Source organism: Bacillus sp. 11B20 (assembly GCF_056098985.1).
Map to the genome: position 1 here is coordinate 99817 of NZ_JBLZWZ010000006.1, position 14471 is coordinate 114287.

Genomic DNA, 14471 nt, shown 5'->3' on the forward strand with positions numbered 1-14471 from the left:
ATTGAATCTCTCTCCAAAACGGTACCTGTTATGTTTAAGTCCTATTATTCAATTGGTTCACTTTCCACTCACTATATTTTCTGACGATAATATCTGCCACAATGTAAAATGGCAGAAAGCTGGAGTTGTCCACTTTGTTATATAAGTGAAACGGGGTGCTGCTTACATAGATGTTAAACATGGCATTTTGTGCAAGGAGGTTATTCCTTAATGTGGTCATGCTGATAAATTTGATATGTCTCGTTTTCACCAATTGAATGATTTCATCTAAATTCTTCGATTCACCCGATAAAGAAATGATAAATAAAAGGTCATCCTCACCAAATTCAATGATTCCATCTGTTAAGTCCCGCTTGCTTCGTAATACTTGAGATTTTTTATGCAGTGACCATAGCTGCCGCTGTACATCATTGGCCAAATCGAGTTGTGCAGTTCCTGTACCATAAATATAAATATACGGTGCGCGATCTATCAGTTGATTTAATTGATGAAAGTCCAGCTGCTCCATATATTTTCTTGTCTGCCGGATATCTTGATCAAGCAGCTGCATTAAATCTTGTGTTGTCTCTTCAGTGAAAGCATTTAATTTCACATAAGACTTTAAGTCACTATAGCCGTCGAACCCTATTTTCTTGGCAAGCCGATGGATGGATGAGATGGAAGTATGAGCATAACGGGCAAGGTCCTGAATTTTCATTGTCTTCATTTCTTCAAGATGATCATGGATCGTTTTAATAATGTGTAGGTCATTCTTATTTAAATCTTCGAAGTATTCATTAACCAGCTTGTCCAGTATCATGCGATGTGCCCTCCAACATGAAAATATTTTCTTCCTATGAAAATATAATCTAATGTTACAACTTGATTTCTAAATACGTCAAACCTATTGGTTTTTGTAAGCGCTGCCTTTACAGTGGTGTTATGGATCAAGCAAAGGGGTAATGCTTATGAATGCAATCAAGCGGTTTGGCAGTGCTATGGTAGTTCCTGTACTTTTATTCGCGTTTTTTGGTATTGTTGTCGGCCTCGCGACTTTATGTAAGAATCCAGCGATTATGGGGGAAATGGCTGCAGAAGGTACGATGTGGTATAAGGTTTGGACACTGATTGAAAGCGGAGGATGGACGATTTTCAATCATATGGAATTAGCCTTTGTGATTGGATTGCCTATCTCACTTGCAAAAAAAGCGCAAGCCCGTGCGACGCTCGCAGCTTTGATGATTTATCTCGTATTTAACAATTATATTCATGCTATTTTGACACTTTGGCCGTCTGCTTTTGGTGTTGATTTATCGCAAGGTGTTGAGAATGTAGCGGGAGTAAAAGAAATTGCGGGTATACCTACGCTGGATACAAGTATCATTGGTGCGGTGATGATATCTGGAATCGTCATTTGGATCCATAATCGTTTTTATGATCAAAAGCTGCCTGAAATGCTTGGGATTTTCCAGGGGCTTGTATTTGTTGTCATCATCGGATTCTTTGTGATGATTCCTATTGCTTTTATCGTTGCTTTTGTATGGCCCTATGTTCAGCAGGGGATTCAATCTCTCCAAGGGTTCATGGCACAGTCTGGTTATATTGGTGTCTGGCTGTTTCATTTCTTGGAAAGGGTGTTAATTCCAACAGGACTTCACCATTTTATTTATACACCTTTTGAGTTTGGTCCAGCGGCTGTAAATGGAGGGTTAAAACCATATTGGATTGCTCACTTAAATGAATTTGCGTCCTCAACTTCCGATTTGAAGGATCTTTATCCATACGGATTTTTATTACATGGGAACATTAAGATGTTCGGCTGTTTAGGGATAGCTCTAGCCATGTATTTTTCTACACCGAAGGAAAATAGAAAAAAGGTTTTGGCTTTGGTATTACCCGCCACATTGACAGCCATATTTGCGGGAATTACAGAACCGCTTGAATTTACGTTTCTATTTCTCGCGCCTTATTTATTTGTGATACATGCACTTCTTGGAGCGACCATGGTGACAATCATGAATATGTTTGGTGTTGTCGGAATGATGGGTTCCGGGCTGATTGAAATAGCTGCATTGAACTGGATTCCGCTCTCCTCAAATCATGGAGGGATTTATCTGATCCAAGCGATGATTGGGCTTCTCTTTACTGCATTGTATTTTGTCATATTTAGATGGATGATTGTGAAATTTGATATTCCATTACCAGGACGAAAAGATGAGGAGGAGACGAGGCTATATACAAAACAAGATTATGAGAGTCATAAAAAAGGTCATGACAAAAAGGAATCACCCGTTTATGCATCAGAGTATGAAGAGAAAGCCGTTTATTTCTTAGAAGGCCTTGGCGGTAAAGAAAACATTAAAGATGTGACAAACTGTGCCACACGACTGCGTATTACAGTGATTGACCCTAGCTTGGTGAAAGATAGGGACTACTTTACAGAAAATAAACTGGCACACGGCATGGCTAAGAGTGGTCAAAGCATTCAAATCATTGTTGGCTTAAGTGTACCGCAAGTAAGAGAGTCCTTTGAGACTAAACTTTCATTAGATTGAAAAAGGAGCTGGATATCATGAAAAGATTTAATATTACCATCGCTGGAGGCGGAAGTACATTTACACCGGGAATCATTTTGATGCTGTTAGACTATTTAGAGGAGTTCCCAATTCATACAATTAAACTCTATGATAATGATGAAGCTAGACAAAAGACGATTGCAGATGCATGTGAGATTATGTTAAAAGAACGAGCACCAGAAGTGCAATTACTGGCAAGCACGGACCCAGAAGAAGCGTTTACTCAAGTCGATTTTGTGATGGCACATATTCGTGTCGGAAAATATGCAATGCGTGAATTAGATGAGAAAATTCCATTGAAGCATGGAGTCGTCGGACAGGAAACATGCGGTCCAGGCGGGATAGCTTACGGAATGCGTTCTATTCCAGGTGTATTAGAACTTGTCGATTATATGGAAAAATACTCACCTGAAGCTTGGATGTTAAACTATTCGAACCCTGCAGCGATAGTAGCTGAGGCAACACGTAAGCTAAGACCGAATTCTAAGATTTTAAACATATGTGATATGCCAATTGGCATCGAAGAATTAATTGCAAAAAATTTAGGCTTATCTTCACGGAAAGAACTAGAAGTAGATTACTATGGTTTGAATCACTTTGGCTGGTGGACAGATATTCGAGATAAATCAGGAAATAGCTTAATGCCTGAGGTGATTAAGCATGTAAGCCAGCATGGTTATGCAACAGATGGAACATCTGAACTAGAACAGCAGAAGAGCTGGAACAGCACATTAAAAAAGGCCAAAGATATTCAAGCGCTTGATCCAAAAACGGTCCCTAATACGTATTTGAAATACTATCTATTTCCAGATGAAGAAGTAGCACATTCCAATATAGAATTCACACGTGCCAATGAAGTCATGGAGGGACGGGAAGCTTTTGTTTTTAGTGAGTGTCAGGCCATCATTGATAAAGGAACTGCAAAGGAAACAAAGCTGACCATTGATGAGCACGCTTCCTATATCGTTGATTTGGCAAGAGCCATTGCTTTTAATAAAAAAGAACGGATGCTGATGATTGTAGAGAACAATGGCGCCATTAGAAACTTTGACCCAACAGCAATGGTCGAAATTCCTTGTATCGTTGGCAGCAATGGTCCAGAAAAATTAGTAGTTGGAGAAATTCCTAGATTTCAAAAAAGTCTCATGGAGCAGCAAGTTGGCGTAGAAAAATTAGTAGTAGAAGCATTTGAAGAAGGTTCCTATCAAAAACTATGGCAGGCCATCACATTATCGAAAACGGTGCCGAGTGCAAAAGTAGCAAAAGATATTTTAGACGACTTAATTGTGGCAAATCAAGCATTTTGGCCAGAATTAACATAACAGGAGAATAAGCAATATGGGCGTGACAGCGCTCATATTGCTTATTTATTGTGATGGAGACGAAAAGAACCCTTACCAAAAGGGGCCCGTCATTCCTTACTCCGCACTCTCCTCAACCTCACGGCTATCCTCAGTTTCACCAATATAAATAGGGCCGTTTGCGTGGTCGATTCGGATTGGCCATTCGTATGGAATTTGAAGACGTCTAGCAATGGTTCTCCAGAATTTTGTGGAATCCAATTCGAATTCTTGGAAGTCTTTTAATAAGTCTTTGTAAGACGAGCCGTCAAATTGAATGTACATATCTTGAAGGCGCATGAACGCGACATGTCTCACTTCTAGTGCTGCTGCGGCTTCCATTTCTTCTTCTGTTGCTTCTCCGATGATTGTACCTGCGGGCGGTAGCATGTCGTATACGTTAAATTCCTCTTCTTCTTCGTGTGCTGCATTGTGCTGTTGATCTGACATTTTTCTTCACTCCTTCTCGTTTTCAAGCAAAACTTTATTCCGTGCTTACTTCTATTATCGGAAGGAAATGTGAAATGTGGAATGAAAAGAGGAGCAGATCCACAGTACTTGCTTTTTTCTCTTGAATCATCTATGATCAATTACAGATATAAAAGGTCTATAATAGATAGAAAGGAGCTTCCTTATGAAATATTCTAAAGCGACCAACTATGCGCTACATACGATGGTGTTTTTAACTATTGCGCCAAAGGGTAAAGCGATTGGCGTTGAGCCACTTGCTAAGATGCAAGATCTTTCACCAACCTATTTATCCAAAATTTTAACAAAGCTTGTGAAGGCGGGATTGATTGAATCAACACCTGGTGCAAAGGGAGGATACACCCTTATCAAACGAAAGGAAGACATTTCGTTTTTAGATGTCATTCAGGCTGTAGAAGGACAAACGAATTTATTTCGCTGCTCTTTAGAGCATGACTCCTTCATGCCTCATGATGGCTGTTTGATTGAACAAGTCATGCAGGATGTGGAAACGAAAATGCAGGAGACGTTAAGTCAAAAACGGTTAATTGATATTGCGAACCAAATTGAGCAGACAGAAAAAAATCCATTTTTCAAGATGTGATTTTTTTGAACTAATTATAGATATTAAGAGTCTTTAAAATCTTTAATAAAAAGGAGAGATTGATATGTTATTAGATTGCGCCATTATCGGAGGCGGGCCAGCCGGATTAAATGCAGCACTTGTTGTGGGCCGGGGCAGAAAGCAGGTCATTGTATTTGATGACGAGCTGCCGAGAAATCGAGTGACTCAGGAATCACATGGATTTATTACAAACGATGGAATGACACCGTTTGAGATCAGACAAGCCGGAGAGGCAGATCTTCAAAAATACCCTAATATCCAAATCAAACGAAGTAGAATTAATGATATACAAAAGCGAGAGGAATTCTTTACGTTACTGACACACGAAGGGGATACATTCGAAGCGAAAAAAATCATCTTGGCAACTGGACTTCAGGATATATTACCAGAGATCGAAGGAATTCATGATGTGTATGGAAAAACGTTGTTTAGCTGCCCTTTCTGTGATGGATGGGAATTAAAGGATAAAGCGCTTGCCCTTATTGCGGAGAATCAGCGAGCCTTGCATATGGCTAAGCTTCTATCCAATTGGACAAAGGATTTGATCGTGTTTACGAATGGGCACGTGTTGGCTGAAGAGGACAAGTCACTTCTGACGGAGCATTCTATTCAAGTCATTGATGTGCCTATTGTATCGATTGATCATGACAATGGTGAGCTGCGCTCTCTCCAGCTTGCAAATGGGGAGACAGTAAAAAGGGAAGGCGGTTTTGTCGCAAGTGAATTCAAGCAGTCAGCCCCATTTGCTGAAAAGCTTGGCTGTCAAATGACGAAGAATGCAGGGATTGAAACAGATATTCTTGGACGTACAACCGTCAGTGGTGTCTTTGCATGTGGTGATAATCTAGGCGGTCCTGCTCAGTTAGTTCTCGCAGCAGCAGCTGGAAGCCAGGCAGGAATGGGTGTCATTCATGAACTTGTGCAAGAAGAGTTTCAAGAAAAAACATCTCTATGAAAAGAGATGTTCAGCGATGAGCGGTTTTCTGTTTTGCTAAGACGTGAGCTGTCCATTCAAAAAGTGCGTAGATGACAAAGAAGATCAGGATCCAGCTGCTGGCATCGACCCAAACATTGGTAATATGAATGATGTTCGCCTGATCAAGTCCAGTCTGTATCCACATAGTGATCAATGCGGTGAGGAACACCTGTAAAAACCATTTTTTCAATTGGTCACACCTCCATCTCTTTCTATCATATAAGAAATGACAGTTAATTCCTAATTGTTTTCCTGTATGTTTCAACGGTAAAATAAGAAATAAAATCAATGGAAGGACATGACATGAGCGATCAAACAAATAGCTTTTTAAAAAGTCATTTTCCTGATCTTGTCCTCACCCCGCCTCTTTTTTATGGGTGGCCTTTTAGTCTTCGCTTTGAAGTGGCAGATTGGTCATTAGGAAAAGAATCGATTGTATTAGAAAAATCGGGAGATCGTGCTTTTGAGATTGTAAAATATGCTTTTGATCCAGAAGACGAAATGCTGCTTGTAACGGATGTGTATACAGAACATGAACATGAATTAACGAAGCGTAAGCTCCTGGTTTATCAAAAATATGTGCATCGGCAAGTAAGGAAGCGGTTGCGTCACGAGCTTTTGACTTATGTACGTCCAGAAATAGAAGATTCACTGACATTAGAGAGATTTACACTCAAATGCCAGCTGCAAGACATTCGATTGCGTCCGCTTCTCCATGCGATCTGCCAGGAGGACTTTTATACGCCGAATCAAATCTTGAAGGGAAAGCTTGGTTATGAAATTTACCTAATGAATGTCTCGAAAAAAATGATTTTTCACTTATATGATGATCGAGGCTGTGATCTCATTGCAGCAGAGCCAGAGCGTTTAAGACCAGTCTATGAAGGATTACAGCACTGGCTATTAGACTATGATCGTTCTAAGATGGACCGGCTGTTTGCAGCCAAATAAAAAACCGCACTTTTGACAAGTGCGGCTTCTTTTTATGCCTCTACTTTATTGAAAAACTGTGGCAAATATTCTTTGTGTGCTTCTAGCATTTCATCTAGGATGCTTTTTGCAACAGCATCTGATGGGACAAGCGGGTTGATGGTCATTGCGACAAGGGCTGTGTTGTAATCGCCTGTCACGGCTGCTTCAGCAGCTACACGTTCAAAGGATTTAATTTGAGAAATGAGTCCTTTGACAGCGACCGGCATTTCACCAACAGCGATTGGTTTAGGACCGTCTTTTGTGATAACGCAGTTGAGTTCAACGGCAGAATCATTTGGAATGTCACTGATGGCGCCATTGTTAATCGTGTTGACAGGCTGAATGTCATGTTTATCGTTATAAATGGATGCAATTAAGTTACAAGCTGCATCACTGTAGTAGGCACCGCCTCGTTTTTCAAGCTGTGGCGGCTTGATGTCTAGATCAGGGTCTTTGTAAAGCTCGAACAGATCATTTTCTAATGCGCGAACGACTTCTGCACGAGTTCCTTCGTTTGCTGCTGCTTTCTTTTCCTCAGCCAGCATATCACTTGTTTTGTAGTAGTAGCGGTGATATGGACAAGGAATAACGCCAAGCCCTTTTAAGAAATCAGCATCCCACGGAATCGCTTGAATGTTGTTCATCGACATGCTGGAGTTTGGATCCGCCATGTCTTCGATCACTTGATCCATGATGCTTTTGCCGTCTAAGAATACATTGAGTCCAAAGACCATATGGTTTAATCCAGCAAAGCTGACTTCGACTCTGCTTGCGTCGACATCAAGCCCTTTGGCGATTCCCATGCGAATACCGATTGGCACGTTGCATAAGCCAACGACTTTTCGATGGTTTGAATAACGAAGAACTGCTTCAGTGACCATACCAGCTGGATTTGTGAAATTCACAAGCCATGCATTCGGGCAAAGCTCTTCAATATCTTTGACAATATCAAGAATGACAGGAATGGTGCGAAGTCCTTTGAATAGACCCCCTGGACCATTTGTTTCTTGACCAATGACATCATATTTTAAAGGAATGCGTTCATCCTTCATACGTGCTTCAAGAAGTCCGACACGGAATTGTGTTGTGACGAAATCAGCATCTACAAGCGCTTTTCTGCGATCTAATGTTAAATGAACCTCGATTGGAAGTCCTGCTTTTTTGACCATGCGTTTTGCAAGATTTCCGACGATCTCAAGCTTTTCTTTTCCCGCTTCAATATCAACGAGCCAAAGCTCGCTAATCGGAAATTCATCGTATCGTTTAATGAATCCTTCTACAAGCTCTGGTGTATAGCTTGATCCTCCGCCAATTGTGACAACCTTTAATCCTTTTGCCATGCTCTGCACCTCCGAATAATGTAACGCGCAATGTTATAATAGAGAAAAGTCTTTTTTATTTTGTACATCTATAGCTTATCGTGAGAGCATCTCATGCGTAAATGACTTCAGTGTCTTTAGGCAAGGGTGCCCTATTTAGAGATTTGTTACATAAAAGAAACACGATGTGACATGTTGTTGGAGAAAGGGGAAGTCAGATGTTTTCAAGTGAGGTCATTTCCAGCTTTAATGAACTAGAAAGCGCTTTATACCGATATATCATGGAAAACAGTGAAAAGGTCGTGTACATGAGAATTCGAGACCTTGCAGATGCTGCACATATTTCCACCTCGTCTGTCCTTCGTTTTTGCCGAAAAGTAAATTGTGAAGGCTTTTCAGAGTTTAAAGTGAAGCTCAAAATGTATTTAGAATCAGAGCAGACACCTTCTTTAAAAAGCACACAGCACTTTCTATATGAATTTATTGAACGAACATTAAAGGGAGACTTTGAGGGGAAAATTAAGGAGGCAGCGAAACTCATTGCTGAGGCAAAAAATGTGCTGTTTATCGGGACTGGCAGTTCTGGCATTTTGGCGCAGTATGGGGCGAGGTACTTTTCAAGTCTTGAGAAATTTTCCTTTTACATCAATGATCCATTTTTCCCGATGAATATGCAGTATTTAGACAATAGTGTCACCATTGTGCTGTCTGTATCAGGGGAGAACAGTATTACGATCGATCATATTTCAAAGTTAAAAAGGGAAGGCAGCACAATCATTAGTATTACGAATAACCAGCACTGCACGATTTCGCGCATTTCAGATTTAAATATTGCCTACTACGTCACAGATGAGCGGGTACACAGAGCCAATATCACCACACAGACGCCAGTTGTGTATATTTTAGAAGCAATGGCCCGTGACATGTTCGCGATGTTAAAAGAAAAGTAAAAGAGCCGCTGCATGAATCAGCTGCTCTCTTTTTTCTGCTTCATAAAAGAAAGGATGGCAATACCAGAACAGACGAGCACAAACAGACCGCCTAGCAAATACACAGACCTCGCCCCATATGCATCCGCAATCAATCCAACAAAGAAAATAGATAAACCGACAGATACAGAAGAAAGGACGTAATGAGCTGAGTACACCTTTGATAAATCTTGGACAGGTGTTTCCGTTTGAAGAATGGTTTGCTGCGAAACATCACGAATTTGATAAGCAGGCCCCATCAAAATACAAAGCAGTAATGCAAGCCATGGCAGGTTGTTCAGTGAATAGACAATAGTCAGCACTGCATAAATGAATGACCCAGCTGCCATAAAGAGAAGAAGCTGTTTTTGAATAAATTGACTCATCCATGCAGCTAAGAGACCGCCTAGAATGGTGCCGATATAATAAGCGGCATTGATAAAGCCCCACCATTCCTCACCTTGCTTTAAATCTTGTGTGACAAAGGCAAGCGTAATTGCCCCGATCCATACAGCACCCGCAATATTTTCACAAACATCCATAAACGTCAGGGTGCGCACCGTTTTATTTGTCCAAATGATCGTCCAGCCATCTTTGAAGCTGTTCGTCTTATTTGCTTTTCGAACCGTCTCTTCTTGCTTGAGAAGAGGAAAGACAGGGATGAAAAATAGGTAAGACAACACAATCATGACACAAGTGATCCACATTAAATAAAATGGCCCGATCCATAGGACGAGCATTCCAGTGAACGAATAGCCGGCGATTTGAACCATTTGATGAAATATGGACGCTGTACTGTTTGCTTTCACAAGCTGATTTGCTGGCACAAGCATCGGCATGATCGCCTGCATTAAAGGACTGATGAACCCGCCTGTGAGGGAAATCAAAATGAGTGCACTAAACAGCCAGACCATATGCTGCTGAAAGAAATGAAATTGGGCTGTAAACACGACGAGCATCCCAAGACGTAAAAGCGGGACCCATTTCAATAGGCGGCCAGCTTGAAAGTAATCAGTTAAAACAGGAGAGAAAAGCCCAGCCAATAGCTGGCATATCGTTCTGATCAGTGGAAAGACAGCCGCATAGGCAACAGATTGTGTATCTTGATAAATGACAAACGTGATCGTCATGACAAATAAAATATCACTTAGCATGAGAAGGCTTTTACTGCTTGTATAACACCAAAACTTGTTTCCCATATTAAACCGGCTCCTTTTCAAAAACATGTTTAGTATAGCATGGTGATGAAGGGTTCAGAGGCTTTCCATTGAAAAATACATCTTAAGGATGAGAAGATTGTGATAAGCTAAATGAAGGACATTGTAAGGAAAGGGGTTCAATCACTTGAGAAAATTACCAGCACATGACTTTTTGGACAAACATGGCATCCCATATGAGATCAAAACATTTTCTGCCGAAACAGAAAAAGGAGCAGCAAATGTAGCGGCAGCCCTTGGTTTTCGTGAAAGACAAATGATCAAAACATTGATCTTTGAAACAGGAGAAGGGGAGCAGCTGCTTGTGATGGTTGGCGCTGACCAGCATATTAAGTCAGGGAAACTAAAGAAAGCGGCCGGCTCCCGTAATATTAAAATGGCTTCACCGGAGAAGGTTCTTGAAGTGACGGGCTATCGAATTGGTTCGATTCCGCCGTTTTGCTGGCAGCCAGAAGGATTCCGCACGATCATTGAAGCTTCATTATTAGAGGAAGAGATATTAGGGGTTGGAGCAGGAGAATGGGGAAATGAAATCCTCATCACACCAGAACAATTAGTGAAAGCCTCAAAGGCTGTACCGTTTGACATCGTGCAGCCAGCCGAATAAAAAAAGTGCCTGTTTTTGGAGCAGGCACTTTTTTAATTGGCAGCAGGCGTAGTGAATGGACCGATACCTTTCATTTGCAGGAAGGCATCCACGGTTCTATTTTCTTCAAGATCATTCGCCCGCTTGCACACAACAACTGGTCTGACGATCTCAATGCCTTCAATGTACACCCGCCCAATTTCTTTCCGCTTGAGACTGCCTTGAACCGCATCACGGGGAACAAGTGTGATACCATATCCAGCTTTGATCATTTGTATCGCTTCATGAACACCGCTGAACTGTAAGTCCACGGTCGGTTTTTTGATCCCTTTCGAGGTAAAAAGAGAAAAAAGTTTATCTCTTGTGGAACTGCCTTCTTCTCGCATCAAAAAAGGCTCCTGGCTCAGCCGCTCTAGCGGGACAGTTTTTCCGTTCAACGGATGGTCTGCCGGGACAATAAAATCATAGCTTAAATTCGTTAAATGAGAGGTGAGAATCTCCTCATGGTGCAAATCCTCGATCACAGCGATGGCCACATCTGATTCATATTGAAGCAGGCTTTCTAAAACCTGAGCGGAGTTTCCACTTTTTAATTCAATTTCCGTTTCGGATGAAGATGTTTTAAAAGCAGCGAGCCAATCTGGCAGTAAAAAGTTGAGTGGTACATAGGTAGAAGCGATGCGGAGCCGCCCCTTTTTTCCGTTTTGTAAAAGTGCAATCTGATATTCTACTTCCTTTTCAGCCTCGAATACTTGCCTGGCATAAGGGTATAGAATTTTCCCCATTTCCGTAAGTGTAATCCCTCTGCCATTTCGTTTAAAAAGACGGAACCCGATCTCACTTTCAATGCTTCTAAGCTGAGCCGTCACAGCTGGCTGTGTCAAAGATAGCACGTCTGCTGTTTGTGTAACACTTTTTGTTTCTGCGACTTTTGCAAAAATTCGAAGAGCATGTAAATTCAACTTTGCACCACCTATCAATTATTTTGATGGTTCAATCAAAAACATTCATTAGATTTATTATAAGGCATCCCTTATTGTAAAGATAGCGAAGGGGGAAGGGAAAATGGATCATCGTCAAAAGCAAGTGGTGTCAATATCGCTTATCACAGCATTTGCACTGATTGGGGATTCAATGCTTTATATTGTTCTTCCGATCTATTGGAAAGAGATTGGTTTATCATCTATTTGGGAGGTTGGGCTGCTGCTGTCCATCAACCGATTCATCCGCATCCCGCTAACGCCTGTCGTTTGGTGGCTCTATCGGTTTGTCCCAATGAAAACAGGTGTATTGATCGCTATATTGATTGCATCAGTAACCACGATGCTATATGGTGTGAGCGGTTTTTGGCTGCTGCTGATTTGCCGCTGCGCTTGGGGGCTGGCATGGACGTTATTGCGTATGAGTGGAATGAGGTTAATTGCTGAGATGGACGAAGGCTCACAGGGGCATTATACGGGCATTTATAATGGGCTTTACCGGCTGGGCAGTTTATTTGGCATGTTATTTGGCGGAATATTTGCCAGCCTGATCGGCTTCCAGTCCATGACGCTTGTTTTTGGTTTACTCACATTACTAGGGGTCATTTTTTATGTCTCTTTGGATGAGATTGAAAAGGGAGAAGAGGGGCAGGTGTATCAAGTCATCAAACAGCGGTGGCTTGTACGAGATGTTGTAAAAGTATTAATGACAGGTATGCTGATCGCACTTGTGATACAAGGGTTATTCGCATCAACACTCAGTCATGTCATTGAAGCAAGGATCGGTGATGGTGAATTTGCTCTGTTCGGCTTTGTCATCGGAGCTTCGGCTTTAAGTGGAATCATTCAAGCGCTCAGATGGGGGTGGGAACCATTTGTAGCACCGAAAACGGGCAGATGGTTTGATGGCCTTGTGATGAAGGAACGAACGCTTTGCTGGATGTTTCTTTCATTTGGAGGTCTCAGTCTTCTGGCGGTCATGCTGAAGGTCAGCGGCTGGTTTCTTGTGATGCTGCTTTTGATCCAGCTGCTGTCAACAGTCTTAACGACATTAACGGATACGCTTGCCTTTCAAAAAGCCTCTGCTCAAACCGATAAAAACCGCTTCCTCGCAAGCTATTCCTTTGTTCAAGATATGGGAGCAGCTTTAGGACCCTTGTTTGGATATACGATGATTCAGTTTTTTGGATCAAGCAGCGTCTTTTGGCTGATGCTCATCATAAGCTTATTGCTTGTCAGCATGTGGGCAAGAGGCAGAGAGCTGCATGTTTCTTCTGATCCAGCATAATAAATTCAGGTCTTATACAAAAAAACTGCCTCTTGCGCTGAATGCAAGAGGCAGTCATGGTTTCTTATTCTACATCTGAATCATAGGCTTTTTGCGTCAGCTGGCTGACCACCTCTTTTAACCCATTTGGTTTATGAAACTCAACAGGTGTGCTTCCTTTTTCAAAGACGATTTGATCTGCTTCAACGAGCACGACATATCGATTGTTGAGCTTTGCAATATGGATCGAGTGGCCAAAGTCTGCTAGAAGACCTTTGATTTCCGTCTCGCCTAGACGCATTTTCATTGTGATATCAGGAGTTTGTTCAACAATATGAGAGGCTGCTTGTGTAACCTGCTCTGTATCGAGTGTTTCTCTAATTTCTCGTTTTTCACTCGCTTCCCATATTTCAAGATCCTCTTCAAACTGCTTTAATTCTTCACTTTCATCCTGTAATGTTTCAAAAACTTGTTCCTGTACCATATTCATGACCTGTGATTTCATGATTTCAGGCATGGATTCACCGTATTCGACGAACTTCAAAAAGTCCTCAAAATAACGAGCGTGTGAGGATTGGTGAATTTTCACTTCAGCTTCCTCAGTCATGCCCTCTTCTGGCATAAACGGGTATTGAATTGATTTCATGTTTTTTGTCGTAATGGCCATTTCGACTTTTCTGATCAAGGTAGATGTATCAGCGATAGAAGCCACTTTCTGCTCGAAATCGCATTTCATAATAAAGACAAAGGAATCGTCGAAATACTTTTTAGGAACGGCAGAAGCCACTAAAAAAACGCCGCCTCTGACAGCACTTGTATCTAAATATGTGCGAACAAACTGTTCACTGCATTCATTAAACAATTCTTTTGTATCTGCAAATCTCGTTTGATGAAATAGGTTGTAGTTTGGGTTTGAATCGAGCTCATGACCGGGTTCTACAATAAATCGGCCAATTTTGGTCGGTACTTGTTCAGATTTAGGGTGTCTGTCCACTTTTCGTTTGACGATTTTTTTCAGTTCACCGTCTAAAAAGTCCTTCAGCTCACTTTGTTCAAATTCCTCTTGATCTAGTGTTTGATAATGTTTAAATCGTTTATTTGCTTGTTCATCTTTGCCTTCGATTTCTACGACAAAGAATGATAGAAAACGTATCGTAAAATCCATTGATTGGTCACCACTTTTTCTTCTTCGGATATG

At 41.4% G+C, this 14471-nt stretch carries 15 protein-coding genes; 8 read left to right on the forward strand and 7 right to left on the reverse strand.

All coding sequences use genetic code 11. The features are described from left to right. Positions 1-34: 34 nt before the first annotated feature. Entirely contained in the window at positions 35-799 is a 765-nt protein-coding gene (locus ACN6NB_RS03265; protein ID WP_059376692.1) for a MurR/RpiR family transcriptional regulator, read from the reverse strand. Positions 800-947: 148 nt separating this feature from the next. On the opposite strand from ACN6NB_RS03265, the gene ACN6NB_RS03270 reads away from it, so the two are divergent. Next, a complete protein-coding gene (locus ACN6NB_RS03270) occupies positions 948-2534 on the forward strand; it encodes an alpha-glucoside-specific PTS transporter subunit IIBC (RefSeq protein WP_039177009.1) in 1587 nt (528 codons plus the stop codon). A 17-nt stretch (positions 2535-2551) separates the two neighbouring features. After that, on the forward strand, positions 2552-3877 hold the full coding sequence (locus ACN6NB_RS03275; RefSeq protein WP_064497772.1) for a 6-phospho-alpha-glucosidase: 1326 nt from the start codon (positions 2552-2554) through the stop codon (positions 3875-3877). A 96-nt stretch (positions 3878-3973) separates the two neighbouring features. On the opposite strand, the gene ACN6NB_RS03280 is transcribed toward ACN6NB_RS03275, so the two are convergent. Continuing rightward, a complete protein-coding gene (locus tag ACN6NB_RS03280) occupies positions 3974-4345 on the reverse strand; it encodes a hypothetical protein (protein WP_064497694.1) in 372 nt (123 codons plus the stop codon). Between the two features lie 184 nt (positions 4346-4529). Between ACN6NB_RS03280 and ACN6NB_RS03285 the strand changes: the two genes are divergently transcribed. Together ACN6NB_RS03285 and ACN6NB_RS03290 are read left to right on the forward strand one after the other, a co-directional pair. Then, positions 4530-4967 (forward strand): Rrf2 family transcriptional regulator, encoded by a 438-nt coding sequence (locus ACN6NB_RS03285; RefSeq protein ID WP_039177017.1) that lies wholly within the window; start codon positions 4530-4532, stop codon positions 4965-4967. Positions 4968-5031: 64 nt separating this feature from the next. Then, a complete protein-coding gene (locus ACN6NB_RS03290) occupies positions 5032-5943 on the forward strand; it encodes an NAD(P)/FAD-dependent oxidoreductase (protein WP_144491778.1) in 912 nt (303 codons plus the stop codon). Between the two features lie 10 nt (positions 5944-5953). On the opposite strand, the gene ACN6NB_RS03295 is transcribed toward ACN6NB_RS03290, so the two are convergent. Next, positions 5954-6154, reverse strand: coding sequence for a hypothetical protein (locus ACN6NB_RS03295; protein ID WP_064497696.1), 201 nt, complete (start codon positions 6152-6154; stop codon positions 5954-5956). A 113-nt stretch (positions 6155-6267) separates the two neighbouring features. On the opposite strand from ACN6NB_RS03295, the gene ACN6NB_RS03300 reads away from it, so the two are divergent. Next, a complete protein-coding gene (locus tag ACN6NB_RS03300) occupies positions 6268-6915 on the forward strand; it encodes a DUF3885 domain-containing protein (protein WP_144491777.1) in 648 nt (215 codons plus the stop codon). Positions 6916-6947: 32 nt separating this feature from the next. Here ACN6NB_RS03300 and ACN6NB_RS03305 read toward each other — a convergent pair whose 3' ends face one another. Next, a complete protein-coding gene (locus ACN6NB_RS03305; RefSeq protein ID WP_039177025.1) occupies positions 6948-8276 on the reverse strand; it encodes a 6-phospho-beta-glucosidase in 1329 nt (442 codons plus the stop codon). Positions 8277-8473: 197 nt separating this feature from the next. Here ACN6NB_RS03305 and ACN6NB_RS03310 point away from each other — a divergent pair, with 197 nt between their 5' ends. Next, positions 8474-9205 carry a MurR/RpiR family transcriptional regulator gene (locus ACN6NB_RS03310; protein ID WP_039177027.1) on the forward strand — a complete coding sequence of 244 codons (732 nt, stop codon included), beginning with the start codon at positions 8474-8476 and terminating at the stop codon, positions 9203-9205. A gap of 17 nt (positions 9206-9222) precedes the next feature. Here the strand turns inward: ACN6NB_RS03310 and ACN6NB_RS03315 are convergent, their stop codons facing one another. Then, the gene (locus ACN6NB_RS03315; RefSeq protein WP_144491776.1) at positions 9223-10422 is read right to left on the reverse strand and encodes an MFS transporter; all 1200 of its coding nucleotides are present in this window, start codon (positions 10420-10422) and stop codon (positions 9223-9225) included. A 145-nt stretch (positions 10423-10567) separates the two neighbouring features. Here ACN6NB_RS03315 and ACN6NB_RS03320 point away from each other — a divergent pair, with 145 nt between their 5' ends. Then, positions 10568-11047 (forward strand): aminoacyl-tRNA deacylase, encoded by a 480-nt coding sequence (locus tag ACN6NB_RS03320; RefSeq protein ID WP_039177033.1) that lies wholly within the window; start codon positions 10568-10570, stop codon positions 11045-11047. Between the two features lie 32 nt (positions 11048-11079). Here the strand turns inward: ACN6NB_RS03320 and ACN6NB_RS03325 are convergent, their stop codons facing one another. After that, the gene (locus ACN6NB_RS03325; RefSeq protein WP_041087143.1) at positions 11080-11988 is read right to left on the reverse strand and encodes a LysR family transcriptional regulator; all 909 of its coding nucleotides are present in this window, start codon (positions 11986-11988) and stop codon (positions 11080-11082) included. Between the two features lie 103 nt (positions 11989-12091). Between ACN6NB_RS03325 and ACN6NB_RS03330 the strand changes: the two genes are divergently transcribed. Next, complete coding sequence (locus ACN6NB_RS03330) at positions 12092-13294, forward strand: MFS transporter (protein ID WP_144491775.1); 1203 nt, start codon at positions 12092-12094, stop codon at positions 13292-13294. Between the two features lie 64 nt (positions 13295-13358). On the opposite strand, the gene ACN6NB_RS03335 is transcribed toward ACN6NB_RS03330, so the two are convergent. Then, a complete protein-coding gene (locus tag ACN6NB_RS03335) occupies positions 13359-14438 on the reverse strand; it encodes a DUF3900 domain-containing protein (protein ID WP_039177040.1) in 1080 nt (359 codons plus the stop codon). Between the last annotated feature and the right edge of the window lie 33 nt (positions 14439-14471).

What these genes read in the sequence shown, in the direction of transcription:
- ACN6NB_RS03265 (WP_059376692.1), bottom strand. Translation starts at nt 799, where the DNA reads ATGATACTGGACAAGCTGGTTAATGAATACTTCGAAGATTTAAATAAG.
- ACN6NB_RS03270 (WP_039177009.1), top strand. Translation starts at nt 948, where the DNA reads ATGAATGCAATCAAGCGGTTTGGCAGTGCTATGGTAGTTCCTGTACTT.
- ACN6NB_RS03275 (WP_064497772.1), top strand. Translation starts at nt 2,552, where the DNA reads ATGAAAAGATTTAATATTACCATCGCTGGAGGCGGAAGTACATTTACA.
- ACN6NB_RS03280 (WP_064497694.1), bottom strand. Translation starts at nt 4,345, where the DNA reads ATGTCAGATCAACAGCACAATGCAGCACACGAAGAAGAAGAGGAATTT.
- ACN6NB_RS03285 (WP_039177017.1), top strand. Translation starts at nt 4,530, where the DNA reads ATGAAATATTCTAAAGCGACCAACTATGCGCTACATACGATGGTGTTT.
- ACN6NB_RS03290 (WP_144491778.1), top strand. Translation starts at nt 5,032, where the DNA reads ATGTTATTAGATTGCGCCATTATCGGAGGCGGGCCAGCCGGATTAAAT.
- ACN6NB_RS03300 (WP_144491777.1), top strand. Translation starts at nt 6,268, where the DNA reads ATGAGCGATCAAACAAATAGCTTTTTAAAAAGTCATTTTCCTGATCTT.
- ACN6NB_RS03305 (WP_039177025.1), bottom strand. Translation starts at nt 8,276, where the DNA reads ATGGCAAAAGGATTAAAGGTTGTCACAATTGGCGGAGGATCAAGCTAT.
- ACN6NB_RS03310 (WP_039177027.1), top strand. Translation starts at nt 8,474, where the DNA reads ATGTTTTCAAGTGAGGTCATTTCCAGCTTTAATGAACTAGAAAGCGCT.
- ACN6NB_RS03315 (WP_144491776.1), bottom strand. Translation starts at nt 10,422, where the DNA reads ATGGGAAACAAGTTTTGGTGTTATACAAGCAGTAAAAGCCTTCTCATG.
- ACN6NB_RS03330 (WP_144491775.1), top strand. Translation starts at nt 12,092, where the DNA reads ATGGATCATCGTCAAAAGCAAGTGGTGTCAATATCGCTTATCACAGCA.
- ACN6NB_RS03335 (WP_039177040.1), bottom strand. Translation starts at nt 14,438, where the DNA reads ATGGATTTTACGATACGTTTTCTATCATTCTTTGTCGTAGAAATCGAA.